Annotated in this window: 15 protein-coding genes; 4 read left to right on the plus strand and 11 right to left on the minus strand. The window is 67.8% G+C overall.

Annotated features, from left to right (window positions below; genetic code table 11):
• Positions 1 to 17: 17 nt before the first annotated feature.
• The 3 genes from RM50_RS18405 to RM50_RS18415 all read right to left on the minus strand — a co-directional run bounded on the left by RM50_RS18405 (position 18) and on the right by RM50_RS18415 (position 1,799).
• Positions 18 to 452, minus strand: a complete 435-nt coding sequence (locus RM50_RS18405) for an SRPBCC family protein (protein ID WP_043455739.1) — start codon at positions 450 to 452, stop codon at positions 18 to 20.
• 121 nt (positions 453 to 573) lie between these two features.
• The gene (modA, locus tag RM50_RS18410) at positions 574 to 1,392 is read right to left on the minus strand and encodes a molybdate ABC transporter substrate-binding protein (protein WP_043455741.1); all 819 of its coding nucleotides are present in this window, start codon (positions 1,390 to 1,392) and stop codon (positions 574 to 576) included.
• Complete coding sequence (locus RM50_RS18415) at positions 1,389 to 1,799, minus strand: TOBE domain-containing protein (protein ID WP_043455744.1); 411 nt, start codon at positions 1,797 to 1,799, stop codon at positions 1,389 to 1,391. Before RM50_RS18415 ends, modA begins: the two co-directional genes overlap by 4 nt.
• Positions 1,800 to 1,915: 116 nt before the next feature.
• Here RM50_RS18415 and RM50_RS18420 point away from each other — a divergent pair, with 116 nt between their 5' ends.
• The 3 genes from RM50_RS18420 to RM50_RS18430 all read left to right on the plus strand — a co-directional run bounded on the left by RM50_RS18420 (position 1,916) and on the right by RM50_RS18430 (position 4,049).
• Positions 1,916 to 2,785, plus strand: coding sequence for a DUF4031 domain-containing protein (locus tag RM50_RS18420; protein WP_043455746.1), 870 nt, complete (start codon positions 1,916 to 1,918; stop codon positions 2,783 to 2,785).
• Complete coding sequence (locus RM50_RS18425) at positions 2,782 to 3,591, plus strand: 2-phosphosulfolactate phosphatase (RefSeq protein WP_052260358.1); 810 nt, start codon at positions 2,782 to 2,784, stop codon at positions 3,589 to 3,591. The genes RM50_RS18420 and RM50_RS18425 overlap by 4 nt, the downstream gene beginning before the upstream one ends.
• 74 nt (positions 3,592 to 3,665) lie before the next feature.
• Positions 3,666 to 4,049: a VOC family protein gene (locus RM50_RS18430; protein ID WP_043455748.1), complete on the plus strand. Its 384-nt coding sequence runs from the start codon at positions 3,666 to 3,668 to the stop codon at positions 4,047 to 4,049.
• Here RM50_RS18430 and RM50_RS18435 read toward each other — a convergent pair.
• Together RM50_RS18435 and RM50_RS18440 are read right to left on the minus strand one after the other, a co-directional pair.
• Positions 4,046 to 4,462, minus strand: a complete 417-nt coding sequence (locus RM50_RS18435; protein ID WP_043455749.1) for a YccF domain-containing protein — start codon at positions 4,460 to 4,462, stop codon at positions 4,046 to 4,048. The two genes, RM50_RS18430 and RM50_RS18435, sit on opposite strands and share 4 nt — an antisense overlap.
• Before the next feature lie 91 nt (positions 4,463 to 4,553).
• Positions 4,554 to 5,165 carry a phosphoribosylanthranilate isomerase gene (locus tag RM50_RS18440; protein ID WP_043455752.1) on the minus strand — a complete coding sequence of 204 codons (612 nt, stop codon included), beginning with the start codon at positions 5,163 to 5,165 and terminating at the stop codon, positions 4,554 to 4,556.
• A gap of 104 nt (positions 5,166 to 5,269) precedes the next feature.
• Here RM50_RS18440 and RM50_RS18445 point away from each other — a divergent pair, with 104 nt between their 5' ends.
• Entirely contained in the window at positions 5,270 to 5,839 is a 570-nt protein-coding gene (locus RM50_RS18445; protein ID WP_043455755.1) for a HutD/Ves family protein, read from the plus strand.
• Here the strand turns inward: RM50_RS18445 and RM50_RS18450 are convergent.
• The 6 genes from RM50_RS18450 to RM50_RS18475 are packed head-to-tail and all read right to left on the minus strand — an operon-like array spanning position 5,823 to position 12,730.
• On the minus strand, positions 5,823 to 7,136 hold the full coding sequence (locus RM50_RS18450; protein WP_240472014.1) for a Gfo/Idh/MocA family protein: 1,314 nt from the start codon (positions 7,134 to 7,136) through the stop codon (positions 5,823 to 5,825). The two genes, RM50_RS18445 and RM50_RS18450, sit on opposite strands and share 17 nt — an antisense overlap.
• 3 nt (positions 7,137 to 7,139) lie before the next feature.
• On the minus strand, positions 7,140 to 8,495 hold the full coding sequence (ggh, locus tag RM50_RS18455) for a glucosylglycerate hydrolase (RefSeq protein WP_156133916.1): 1,356 nt from the start codon (positions 8,493 to 8,495) through the stop codon (positions 7,140 to 7,142).
• A complete protein-coding gene (locus tag RM50_RS18460; protein ID WP_043455760.1) occupies positions 8,492 to 9,580 on the minus strand; it encodes an ABC transporter ATP-binding protein in 1,089 nt (362 codons plus the stop codon). Before RM50_RS18460 ends, ggh begins: the two co-directional genes overlap by 4 nt.
• Before the next feature lie 23 nt (positions 9,581 to 9,603).
• On the minus strand, positions 9,604 to 10,491 hold the full coding sequence (locus RM50_RS18465; protein WP_043455763.1) for a carbohydrate ABC transporter permease: 888 nt from the start codon (positions 10,489 to 10,491) through the stop codon (positions 9,604 to 9,606).
• A complete protein-coding gene (locus RM50_RS18470; RefSeq protein ID WP_052260360.1) occupies positions 10,488 to 11,402 on the minus strand; it encodes a carbohydrate ABC transporter permease in 915 nt (304 codons plus the stop codon). The genes RM50_RS18465 and RM50_RS18470 overlap by 4 nt, the downstream gene beginning before the upstream one ends.
• Positions 11,402 to 12,730 (minus strand): ABC transporter substrate-binding protein, encoded by a 1,329-nt coding sequence (locus RM50_RS18475; RefSeq protein WP_043455765.1) that lies wholly within the window; start codon positions 12,728 to 12,730, stop codon positions 11,402 to 11,404. Before RM50_RS18475 ends, RM50_RS18470 begins: the two co-directional genes overlap by 1 nt.
• Between the last annotated feature and the right edge of the window lie 90 nt (positions 12,731 to 12,820).

Raw genomic sequence — 12,820 nt, forward strand, 5'->3', positions numbered from 1 at the left:
CCCGGGGTTTCGTTGGTTCAACGGTTTTCCAGTACCTGCTTGAGCCGGGACAGCTGGGCCACCTCGGATTCCATGGTCCGGGTGACCATCGAGTCCAGGACCCGCATCAGGAGCGGCAGCCTGGCATCCAGGCTGAAGTGCACGGTGGTCCTGCCGGCGTCCTCGGTGAGAGCGTACTCGCCGGTGGGGCGGGCCGGGCCAGCCACCACTTCGAAGCCCAGCAGGCGGCCGGGCTGGGCTGCCGCGATCCGGTAGTCGCCCTGGATGGGGCGTCCCTTGGGCCCGGCGAGGGTTTGGCTGTAGATGGCTCCGACTTCGCCGGGAGCGCCCTCCCGCAGGGAAATGGACTTCACCCCGTCACGCCATGCCGGGTTGTTCAGTCCGTCAGCAAGGAAGTCATAGACCTCGCGGGCAGGCCGGTTGATGATGACACTGTTCTCGGCGTGGGCCATGCGTTTCCTCCGGTGTGCTGAAGCGGTAAGGGGGCTGGACAAGTTCTGTGGGGACGTACCCGTGATGTACCGCCGGTGCGCGCCTGGCCCCACCCTACTGCCGCGCCTGTCATTCGCGGCACTATTGCTGGCCGGGCCCGAACCCGGCGGCGGCGAGGACCTTTTGCCCTTCTGGACCGGCGACCAGGTCCAGGAAGGCGCGGGCCGTGGCCTTGTTCCCGCCGTTGGCAACGGCAGCAATGGCATAGGTGTTGACGGCGGTTCCGGATTCCGGGAACGGGATGCCCGCCACCCGGGTTCCGGCAGAGCTGATGTCCGTGCCGTAGACAAGCCCGGCGTCGGCCTCGCCGGAGGCCACCTTGCCCAGGACATCGGTGACCGAGTTTTCCTCGCTGACGGGGTTCAACGCCACACCTGCCGCGTCCGCAGCCTTGGCCGTGGCAGCCCCGCAGGGGACCTGCCTGGCGCAGGTGACCAGCTTGATGCCGGGCCGGGCGAGGTCCTTCAGCCCTGCGACCCCGGCCGGATTGCCAGGCGGCACTGCGATGGCCAGGGTGTTGCTGGCAAAATCCGTCGGCGTCCCATCCACCAGGCCTTCATCCTGCACCTTCTTCATGGTGGCCGCATCTGCCGAGGCGAAGACATCAGCCGGCGCCCCCTGGCTGATCTGGCTGGCCAGGTCGGAGGAGCCGGCGAAACTTAGCGTGACGGTGGCGCCCGAATGCTCAGTCTCGAACGTGCGGGCGAGCTCGGTGAAGGTGGCCTTCAGGGAGGCAGCTGCGAAAACGGTGATGGTGCCGTGCGGCGCGGGGCCGGCGCCGGAGTCCGGTGCGCTGCCGGCCTCCGCGGCGCACCCGCTGAGGGCTGCCGGCAGGAGAAGGGCCACGGCAACCAGGACTGCGAAGATCCTGGGCTTCGGGATGCAAACGCGGCGGGTCATGCGGCAGCCCGTCCCTTCGGGGATTCGATGATGACCGTTGTTGCCTTGACCACGGCGGTGGCCACCGAGCCCGGTTCGAGGCCCAGTTCACGTACCGCTTCGCTGCTCATCAGCGAAACAACCCGGAACGGCCCGCACTGCAGTTCCACCTGGGCCATCACCGTGTCCGAGATGACGTTGGTGACCAGGCCGACGAACCGGTTGCGGGCCGAACTGCTGCCGCTTTTCGGATCATCCGGAAGCTGCGCCAGCTTCTGCGCATGGGCTGCCAGCTCCAACCCGTCCACGGCGAGCCGTCCGGAGTCGTCACGGAGCGGGGTCAGCGTTCCATGCTCGGTCCAGCGGCGGATCGTGTCATCACTGACACCCAGGAAACGGGCAGCTTCAGATACGCGGATAAGGGTCACGAACTCACTATAGTCCGCAAATGCGGAAGGGTGTCCGGTTTTGCTCCGTAATTGCCAATCGCTGCCTTCCGGCCGGCAGCCGACTTTCCCGGGGAGGGCGGCACTAGACTCCTTCCATGGCCATCTACATCGACCCGCCGCTGTGGCCTGCACACGGAACCCATTTTTCGCATCTGGTCTCGGACGCGTCGCTGGAGGAACTGCACCATTTCGCCGCCGCCGCCGGGATTCCGGAGCGGGCGTTCGACGGCGACCATTACGACGTTCCGGAACGCCGCTTCGACGAACTGGTGGCGGCCGGGGCGGTTTCGGTGGAAGCCCGGGTGCTGGTCCGTAAACTCATCGCCAGCGGACTGCGCATCCCGGCACGCCGGCGCAACAAGTCGCTGAAAGTCCCGCTCCTGAACCGGTGGGAGGCCGTCATGCCCGGCCACGACGCCCTCTTCCTGGACCTCTTGGACCGGTGGAGCGAACCGCACCGGCATTACCACGGCAGCACCCACCTCCTCTCCGTCCTGGAGGCACTGGACCTGCTCACCGAACCGGCAGAGGCGCCCCGGACCGTACTGCTGGCGGCCTGGTTCCATGACGCCGTGTACCGGGGCGCGGCGGGCCGGGATGAAGAGGAGTCCGCTCTGCTTGCCGAACACCGCCTTGCCGGCGCCGGCCTGCCGGAGGACGAGGTGGCCGAAGTGGCCCGGCTGGTACGCGTCACCTCGGACCACCGGCCGGAAGCGGGCGATGCCGCAGGGGCCCTGCTCTGCGACGCGGACCTTTCCATCCTCGGCAGCGGACCGGAGGAATACGCCCGCTATGTAGCCGCCGTGCGGAAAGACTACGCGCACATCGGCGACGCCGACTTCGCAGCCGGACGGGCCGCCGTCGTGCGGCACCTGCTGGAACTTGACCCGCTCTTCCACCATCCGCGGGCCCGGGACCTGTGGCTGGATGCCGCGCACCGGAACCTGAACGGCGAACTGGCGTGAACGCCCCAGGCTCCAGCCCACGGCACACCTACTCCGCCAACGCCGCCCACCGGCAGCTCCCCTTCACCATCAGGCTGGACTGGGGCGTGGCCGGCGCCGGAACCGTGGCCGCGGGTGCCGACCTGGCGGTGGTGGTGGACGTCCTGTCCTTCAGCACCTGCGTCAGCGTGGCACTGGACCGGGGCGCCGAAGTGTTCCCCTGCAGGTGGCGCGATACCGGCGCGGAGGACTTCGCCGCCCACCACCGGGCGCAACTGGCCGGTCCGCGCGGCGGGGGCGGCTTGAGCCTCTCCCCCGCCAGCTTCCGGGATGCTGCATCGCTGGGAAGGGTGGTGCTGCCCTCCCCCAACGGGTCCGAACTGTGCCGGGCGCTGGCCGGGGAAGTACCGCTGGTAGCGGCAGTCTGCCTGCGGAACGCCGCCGCGACGGCCGACTGGGTGGCCGCGAACCTTCCGGAAGACGCGGTAGTAGCCGTGGTTGCCGCCGGTGAGCGCTGGCCGGACGGCACGCTGCGGCCAGCCGTGGAGGACCACATCGGCGCCGGAGCGTTCATCGCGGGGCTGGTAGCCGCAGGCCGGGGCGGCTACGAGGCCGGGGACGGCAGGCACGGCTACGCCCCGGAGGCCGTGGCAGCCATGGCTGTGTTCGAGTCCGCCGAACCGCGGCTGCGCGAAATGCTGCAGCAGTCTTCCAGCGGCCGGGAGCTGGCAGGGGCCGGCTATGCGGAAGACGTGGATATCGCGGCGGAACTGGACCAGAGCGACTCTGTGGCCATCCTGCGGGAGGGTGCCTTCCGTCCGCTCTGATGGGCCGATGGTCCGCCGGCCAGGTCAGCGGCGGGCGGTTTACGGATGCGGGGACCGGATGCAAAACTGCTCCGATGAGCCTGCGCATCCAAGCCCTTGCCATCGATTCGACCGACCCCCGCGTTCCCGCGGCCTTTTGGGAACAGGCGCTCGGATGGCGCCGCACCCATGAAGAGGACGACGAGATCGTGCTGGAGCCGCCGGCAGGCAGCGCCGGGGACGGCGGGCTGCCCGACCTGCTCTTCCTCAGGGTCCCGGAGCAGAAGGAACTCAAGAACCGCCTCCACCTGGACCTGCGGCCCCAGGACCAGGACGCCGAAGTGGCGCGGCTGGAAGGGCTGGGCGCGCGGCAGATCTCCGTTGGCCAGGGCGCAGCGGCCACCTGGGTGGTCATGGCGGATCCGGACGGGAACGAGTTCTGCGTGCTGCGCGCCCTGGATCCGGAGGAATCTGCCTAGCGGTAGGTCCTGGCGGGGTAGTTGCTCACGAACGGCGTGCTGGTGGGCACGATCTGCTTGCCCAGCGGCATCAGGGAAACCGGGATGAGCTTGAGGTTGGCGATGGCCAAGGGGATACCAATGATGGTCACTGCCATGGCGAAGGCCGTGACTACGTGCCCGATGGCGATCCAGATGCCGGCGACCAGCAGCCAGATCACATTTCCCAGCAGGGAGAAGACACCGGTTCCGCCCGGCTTGTCCACCACCATGCGGCCAAAGGGCCACAGGGTGTAGGCGGCGATACGGAACGAGGCAATGCCCCACGGAATGGTGACGATGAGCAGGCAGCAGACCACGCCGGCGAGGAAATACCCAAGGGCGAGCCACAAGCCGCCGAAAACCAGCCAAATGACGTTCAGGAGTGTCTTCATGCACCCATTCTGCCCCCACCCCGGCGGCATATGGGTGGGGGATGTCCCTGATCCTGCCCTGATCCGCGGCGTCCTTGCCGGCGGGTCCGTGCTAAACCGTTGCGGCCGCCTTTGCGGCATGCACGAACGCCCGGATCTTGGCCGGGTCCTTCACGCCGCGGGAGGCCTCGACACCAGAGGACACGTCCACTCCCCAGGCGTGTGCTGCCGCTGAGGCCTGGGCCACATTGGCAGCGTCGAGGCCGCCGGCAAGGAGCCAGTCCCTGCCTTTCAGCGCCGGCAGTGCAGCCACGGAAGCGTAGTCCCAGGACTCGCCCGAGCCGGGCACGGAGGCGTCGATCAGGAGCAGGTCCTCGCCCCAGTCTTCAAACTCATCGGGGCCGGCACCCATGGTGATGGCCCTGACCAGCTTCATGCCGGCGTCGTGCACTGTTGCCACGTCAGCACGGGACCGGGTGCCATGAAGCTGGATCCACTGCAGGCCGGCCGCCCGGGCGATGGCGAGGGCATCTGCCACGGGCTCGTCACGGAACACGGCAATGGGGGAAACTCCGGCGGGTACCCCGGACAGCAGGGATGCCACCTGCGACGGCGAGACCACGCGCGGGCTGGCGGTGAGGACAAACCCGACGGCGTCCGCGCCGGCGTCCACTGCCTCGCGCACCGATTCCGGCGTACTGAGACCACACACTTTGACGAACATTCCCGGGCTCCTTCAGGCTGTTTTCGTGTTGACCCCCCGGAGGAGAGTAGCAGGGCCGGGGCGCATCTGCGATGCCGGCCACGGAGGGGAACTAGGCTGGGCTGATGCAGATCATCCGCTTCGCTGAGCTCAAGGCCGAACCGTGGCGCAACGGCGGCGGGGTGACCCGTGAAATCGCCCGCCAGGAATCCGAAGACGGCGGCTGGAACTGGCGGGTGAGCATCGCAGACGTGGCCAAGGCAGGAGACTTTTCCGCCTTCCCCGGCATGGAGCGGGTGCTGACGGTCATCGAAGGTGAACTGCTGGTCCTCACCGTGGACGGGGCAGAGCACCCGATGGAAAAGTACCGGCCTTTCCGGTTCGATGGCGGTGCGGCCACTATGGCGAAGCTCCCCACCGGCGACATCCGCGACCTCAACGTCATCACCCGCACGGCCGCGTGCAAGGGCTACACCTCCATCATCGAGCTGTCCAAAAAGCGCGCCCACCCGCTCTTCGAGGGGCAGTTGGGGGTGCTGCTGCAGGGACAGGCAGTGGCCAGCGAAGGCGGGGCGGAGCCAGTGGAGCTTGGCCGGTATGACGCGGTGGCCGGCTCGGACGGCACCTCTCCCGAGATCCTGGGCCGCGGCTTTCTGGCGGTGGTCTCGGTCGATCCAGTCACGGCCGCGGACTGAATTCCTCCACCCGTACCACCGCATCCCTCCTGCGCGCTTCCTCGGCCGCAAACACCACGGCGTGGCTGACCAGCGACTCTTCCAGCCCCGACACCACCCCCGACCAGTCACCCCGGGCGAGGGCCGTGACCCAGGCCTGCACCAGTCCCCTGTCGCCCCCTTCATGCTTTTCACCGGCCAGCCGGGGAGCAGTCGCGGGGACCGAGTGAGCAGTGGTTGTTCCGGTGAGGAAGTCATGGACCGAGATGCTGCCCGCCTCGACGGAGATCTCACCGTGGCTGCCGAAGATCCTGGTGCGGCGCGGTCCCGCGGCCGTGAAGGCCGTAGCGGTGAATGAAGCGGTGGTGCCGTCCTGGTAGTCGATGTTCACCAGCTGGTGGTCCACCACGTCGTTGTCCGCGAAGTAGACGCATCGTCCGTAGGGTCCTGTTGCCAGCGCCTGCCACAACGATTCCCGGGTTCCGCCGGGATCCACGACGTCGGCAAAGTAGGCCCTCGCCGGATCCGCTGTGATGCCATCCGGCGGCCGGCCTGCTCCATAGATCCGCAGGGCGGAATAGGGGCAGCGGGGTTCTGCGGGGCAGCCGGTGCAGCGCCCTGAGGCGCCTTCGGGTGCCTCCTCCGGCCGGAAATGCGAGAGCCTTCCGAAGGAGGACACCCGCACCGGCCGGCTCCCGATGACAAAGGAGAGCCAGTCGACGTCGTGCGTGCACTTGGCCAGCAGGAATGGGCTGGATTCGTCCTCCCGCCGCCAGTTCCCGCGGACGTAGGAGTGCGCGAAGTGCCAGAACCCGACGGGCTCCAGGTGCTGGACGGAGATGACGCGGCCAATGGCGCCGGCGGACAGGAGTTGCCGCAGCAGCGCGGTCTGCGGGGTGTAGCGCAGGACGTGGCAGACCGTCGCCGTGATCCCGGATTCGCGCTGCAGCCGCGCCAGTTCCGCGCAGCCGGCAGCGTCCCCCGCCACCGGCTTCTCCAGGAGGACCGGATAGCCGTGCGCTGCGGCGGCGGCGAACGGCTCCACGTGTTCACGGTCCGGGGTGGCGATGATGATGCCGTCAGCCGGGAGCCGGGTGTTGAGCATGGCCTGCCAGTCCGCGAACAGCCCTCCGTCCGGGACGCCGAGCTCGGCCGCGAGGCTTTCGCGCAGCAGCCGGCGCGGCTCCGCGACCCCCACGATGGTGGCCTGGCCGGTGTCAACCGCGAGCCGGGCGTAGGCGGAGCCGCGCGCACCTGCGCCGGCCACCAGGAGGCGCACGGGTGGCCCGGGGTGGGCAACGGGCGGCGGGGCCTCCACCGGTCAGCCCCCGCCTGGATCGGCGAGCCACTCCAGCGCCACGGCCGCCGTCCAGGACTGGTCCATGCTGCCCAGCGGCTCGCCGGTGAACGGCTCGTAATACTCCGCGAAGTGGCCTTCCATCAGCTGGGCAAGGGAGGCTTCCCGCAGCCGCCGGTACCGCATGTCGTCGCCGCGCCTGCGCAGGCATTCCGCCAGGTACCAGTTCATGACGGGCCAGACGGGCCCCCGCCAGTATTGCCGTGGCCTAAGGCCCCCGTAGGTGGTGGAAGTTGAGGCCGGCAGCGGGAAGGCAAGCCGGGGGTCTCCGGTCCAGTCCGGCCCCTCGAAGATCTCCAGTTGGCGCCGCAGCAGGGGCCCGTCCGCTGTGGAGATCAACGGAGCGAACCCTGCCATGGTCGGCAGCCCGATCCATTCGCCGGTCAGCACGTCCCGGTCCCGGGCCAGCCCTGTTCCTTCATCGACGGAGGCATCCACGCCGTCCCGGAACTCCCGGGCCCATTCCCGCAGCCGGGCCGCGTCCCCGCGCAGGCCGATGTGTTCCGCCAGCACGGCCAGGTCCTCGTTGGCCGCCGCGAAGATGGCGGACATGAATACGTCCTTAACCTGGAAGTCCATCACGTCCGGAAGCCGGGCATCGTCGAACCGGACATCGGCCATCTGCTTCACCAGCCAGAGGTACCTGGCGTACTCCTCGTCACTGGGGCGCTGGCTCCGGTCCGTGACCTTCAGCGTGTCCGTCCGGACGAAGGGCTCCATGTCGCCGGGCCGGACCCTCGAGTAGGGGCCGTCGAACCGGGGCGAGTTGTCCATCCCGGACTCCCAGCCGTGATAGATGGTGAGCAGCCCGGAGCCGTCGGCGCCGCGGCTGCCGCGGAGCCAGGCGTGCCAGCGGATCCATTGCGGCAACGTGCGCCGGATGAAGTCTTCGGCGAGCCGGGCGTCCCCGCCGCCGGCCGCCGTCGCACGCTCCACGATGCGGCGCAGCAGCGTGGCATGGACGGGTGGCTGGCAGATACCGCTCGACTGGACCCCTTCGGGGGACACCCCGCGGGTGCCCCACCGCTCGACGTCCGGGAAGTAGCCGGGCACATTGGAGAAGACAATGTGCGGAATCATCCCGCTCTTCCACTGCGCCGCGATCAGGTGGTCCAGTTCCTGCAGGGCCCTTTCCACGCTCATGGTGGACAGGCCGGTGGCCACAAAGGCAGCATCCCAGCTCCACATGTGCGGGTAGAGGTTCGGTGCTGCGGTGACCATGGTGCCGAGGTCATTCGCGGCCAGGACATCCCTGGCCCGCCGGCCCATGTCCGCCAGGTCGCGGACCGGATAGCGCGTGGCGTCCGCCCCTGCCGTCACGCCGTCAGCCCCAGTTGGGTTTCCGTATCAAAGAAGCGCAGGGCGCTTTGCTCAAAGAGCAGTCCCACGGTGTCGCCCGCCGACACCCGCGCCGTGGAGGGCACCTGGACCTTGACGGCCTGGCCGCCCAGGTCCACGGTCAGCAGCGTGGCGTGCCCGAGCGGCTCCACCACCTCCACGCCCGCGTCAAGGGTACCCTCCGAGCCGGGCTGCGCAAGGGAAATGTTCTCTGCCCGGATGCCCACCATCACCGGGGCGCCACCCGTCCGCGCCGCTGCCCGGGCAAGGAATTCCGGTGCCGCGATGCTTTGGCCGCCCACTTCCAGGGCCCCCTGCGGGGTGATGCGTCCGTCCAGGAAGTTCATTGGCGGTGAGCCGATGAAACCGCCCACAAAGCGGTCCGCCGGCTCCTCATACACCGTAATTGGATGGCCGAGCTGGGCGATCTGGCCTTTCTTCATCACGGCAACCCGGTCCGAGAGGCTCATTGCCTCAACCTGGTCGTGGGTGACATAGAGGGTGGTGGAACCGAGCTGCTGGACGATTTTCTTCAGCTCGGCACGGAAGTCCAGGCGCAGGAGGGCGTCAAGGTTGGACAGGGGCTCGTCCATGAGCAGCACGTCGGCGTCCATGACGATGGCGCGGGCCACGGCAACGCGCTGCCGCTGGCCGCCGGAGAGCTGGGCGGGATACCGGTCCAGGTAGGGGCTGAGCTGCAGCAGGTCCGCCGCCCAGGCCACCTTCCGTTCGATCTCCTCCCGCGGGAGCTTCTTCATCATCAGCCCGAACGCGATGTTCGTCCGGACCATGCGGTGCGGGAAGACGGCGTAGGACTGGAACACCATGGAAAGGTTGCGGTCCTGCGGCGGCAGGTAGGTCACGTCCCTGCCGCCGATGGCGATGCTGCCCTGGTCCGGGAAGTCCAGGCCTGCGACCATGCGGAGCAGGGTTGTCTTTCCGCAGCCGGAGGGCCCCAGCAGCACCATGAACTCACCTTCGGCCACCTCCAGCGAAACGTTGTTGGTGGCCAGCTCAGTGCTGCCCGGGTAGGTCTTGTGCAGGCCCTTGATGGAGATGTCAGCCATGGGACGGCCTCTCTGGGACGCGATCAGCGGATGGTGGAGCCCCACATGTTGGTGAGGTAGCGGCGCATGAAGAAGATGAACACCAGGGCCGGGACCACCAGCAGGAAACCGCCGGCGAAGCGGTATGCCAATGGTGATTCGGAGAGGGAGCTAAGGACCTGGGCGGGAAGGGTGCGCTGGTTCAGGGTCAGGATCGATGCGCCCAGGACTTCGTTCCAGGACATGACGAAGGTGAAGATGGAGGCGGCCGCGATGCCGGGTATGGCCATGGGCAGGACCACTTTGACGAAGGCCTGCACGGGGCTGCAGCCGAAGATCCGCGCCGCCTCCTCCACATCCCGGGGCACGCCCAGGAACACCGAGGCGGTGATCAGGATGGTGGTGGGCAGGGCCAGGGCGGTGTGGAGCAGGACGACGGCGGGCACGCTGTCATACAGCCCCGTTTGCAGGAAGAGCTGGGCCAGCGGCACGGACAGCACGACGATCGGCAGGGCCCGGGTGAACAGCAGGAACAGCTGGTAGGGCTCGCGGCCGCGGAAGGCGAAGCGGGCCACCGCGTAGCCTGCGGGAACGCCGATCAGGAGCGACAACACCAGGGTGAACACGCCCACCTGGACGGAGTTGATGAGGCCGCCCAGGATGCCGGTGGACTGCAGGAACGTCTGCATGGTCTCGGTGGAGAAGTTGTCCGGGATGAAGCTGAGCGGAAACTTCTGCAGCGATTGCCGGCTGGACATTGCGGCCAGGGCAATCAGGTAGATGGGCACGGCCATGAACAGGGTGATCAGGATGCAGGCCACCTGCAGCAGCACCCGGTTGCGGCGCTGCCGCGCAAGGGGCCTGCGGTCCACCCCCGGCTCGGGCCGGGCGGCCCCGGCAGCAGCAGTCCTTGATGTCGTGGCGTGGCTCATCGCGCCGCCTCCGTCTGGTCCCTCAGGAGTTTCAGGTAGCCCACGGCGGTCACCATGGACACGGCCATGACCACCAGGGCAAGGGCCGAGGCCACGTTGGGGTCCTGCAGCCCGGTGTACCACCGGTACGTCTCGCCAACCACCAGCGGGAAGTTCTGGCCCGTGAGGGCGAGTGCCACCGCAAAGGTCTGGAAGGCCAGGATGGTCCGCAGGATCAGGGCCGTCTGGAGGCTGGGGCGCAGCAGCGGCAAGGTGACGTGCCACAGCCGGTTCCAGAAGCTGGCGCCGAAAACACCGGCCGCCTCCTCATAGTCCTTCGGGATGGACTGCAGCCCGGCCACGACGATGACGAACACCAGTGAAGTGGCGCGCCAGACTTCTGCGATGAGCACGGCACCGAACATGGACGGGTAGTTGTCATAGGCCAGCCACGAAACCGGCTGCACGCCAACAGACGCCAGGAGCGAGTTGAGGTAGCCGCGGTCCGTGAACACGGTCAGCCAGACCAGGCCGGCGGCGAGGTCGCTGACTGCCAGCGGGATGGCCCAGATGTAGAAGTAGGCAGACGCCCCCCGCGGCTTGGCCCGGATCAGCAGGGCCATGGCCAGCGCCAGGACGAACTGGATGGGAATCATCACCACGATGAGCAGCAGCGTGTTGCCAACGGAGGACCAGAAGTAGGGGTCCTCTACCATCCGGGAGAAGTTGGCGGTGGTCAGGCCCTCCGGCCCACCGAAGGCCTGCAGGATGCCGCTGACCATCGGCCAGCCGAAGAGCAGCGTCATGAACACGATCGACGGGGCGATCAGCAGCAGTGCCGCCGGGTTTCCCTTCCGCCTGGGGGCACGGGCTTTGGGGCCGGCAGGGGGAACATGCGGCCTGGCGGCGGCCGGCGCATCCGGGGCGGCCATCACGCGACCTTGCAGGGAGACATCTTGGGGTCAGGTGCCCAGCACGGGACGTTGAGGCTGTCCATGATCTTGGCCAGTTCCGCACCCTGCCGGTCCAGGGTGGCCTTGACGTCCGAGTTGTTCAGGCAGATTTCCTGGAAGCAGTTCTTGAAGAGCTGGGAGACCTGCGGGTCCTTGTCACCCAGGCCCACGGGCGGGAGCGCGAGCAGGGCATCGGAGGCTTCCTGCTGCGCCTTGACGGCCTTAGCTTCGAGGGCAACGCCGCCGGGGAGGTCTCCGCCGATGTCCGTTTTCACCACCGGGAAGAATGAGTTGGACTTCAGCGTCTCAATCTGTGCCTCGGGCTTGGACAGCGCCTTGATGAGGTCGAAGGCCTTGTCCTTCTCGGGGGAGCCCTTCGGCACCGCCATGCCGCCGACAATCAGGAGATAACCCCTGCCCTTGGGCCCTGAGGGGGCGGGAACCATCTGCCAGTCGTCCGGTTTGTCCTTGACGGCGTTGATCAGCCGCGCCACGTGGTCCCAGGCCACCAGGACCTCGCCGTTGCCCAGGGGCTCCTGCATGAAGTCGTAGTTGGTGGAGGCGGGGTTTGTATTGGCCCAGAGCTCGCGCATGTAGGTCCACGCGTTCACGGCATCCGGGTTGCGGAAGGTAGTGATCTGCCCGCCCGTGAAGCTCGGCAGCAGGAAGCCCTGGTAGAAGCGGTGGTGCAGTCCCTTGGGGCCGGCCGGCAGGCCGAAGACGGGGCGTCCGCTGGCGTCTTTGGCGGCCTTCGCCCACGCCAGGTATTGGTCGTAGGTGAGCTTGTTGACGTCCGCTCCGGAGGGAAGCCACTGCAGCGCCTTCTTGTTGATGGCCAGCACGTACGTGGCCTGGATCCAGGGGATGTACCGGGGAACGTCGGTGCCCAGTTTGGCCAGTTCGGCCACGTCCTTGGAGTAGCCGGCCGAGGACAGGTCATTCATCAGTGAACTGAGGTCCTCCAACTGCGAAGCGAAGGGGGCCAGGTCGCCGTGCAGCCCGCCGGCGATCCCCACTTCGACCTTTCCGGCGGCGAGCTGGGACTTCAGGGTGGTGTTGAAGACGCCCGTGTCGACGGGGTTGTAGGCCACGCTGATGTCCCCCGCGAATTTCTTGAGGGTGGCCTCGTACTTTTGGCGTTCCTCCACCGGTGCGAACTGTGTGGAGAGGAAGCTGACCGAGCCCTTCCCGCCGCTTCCGCTGGTGTTGACCCCGCAGGCTGCCAGCACCGGTCCGGCAGCCAGTACCGTCAGGCCCCCCTTCAGCAACGTTCGCCGGCTCACGTCGTGGTGCGCGGTAACGGACATTAGAGCCTCCTGGGGGTGAGGGCTGCTAGGTTTTTTGTCTGATGATCGATCATAATTGTGTGGTGCAAATCACGTCAATGACCAGGGCTG

Origin of the sequence: Pseudarthrobacter phenanthrenivorans, from assembly GCF_000813845.1 — a bacterium.
Taxonomy (GTDB): Bacteria; Actinomycetota; Actinomycetes; order Actinomycetales; family Micrococcaceae; genus Arthrobacter; species Arthrobacter phenanthrenivorans_B.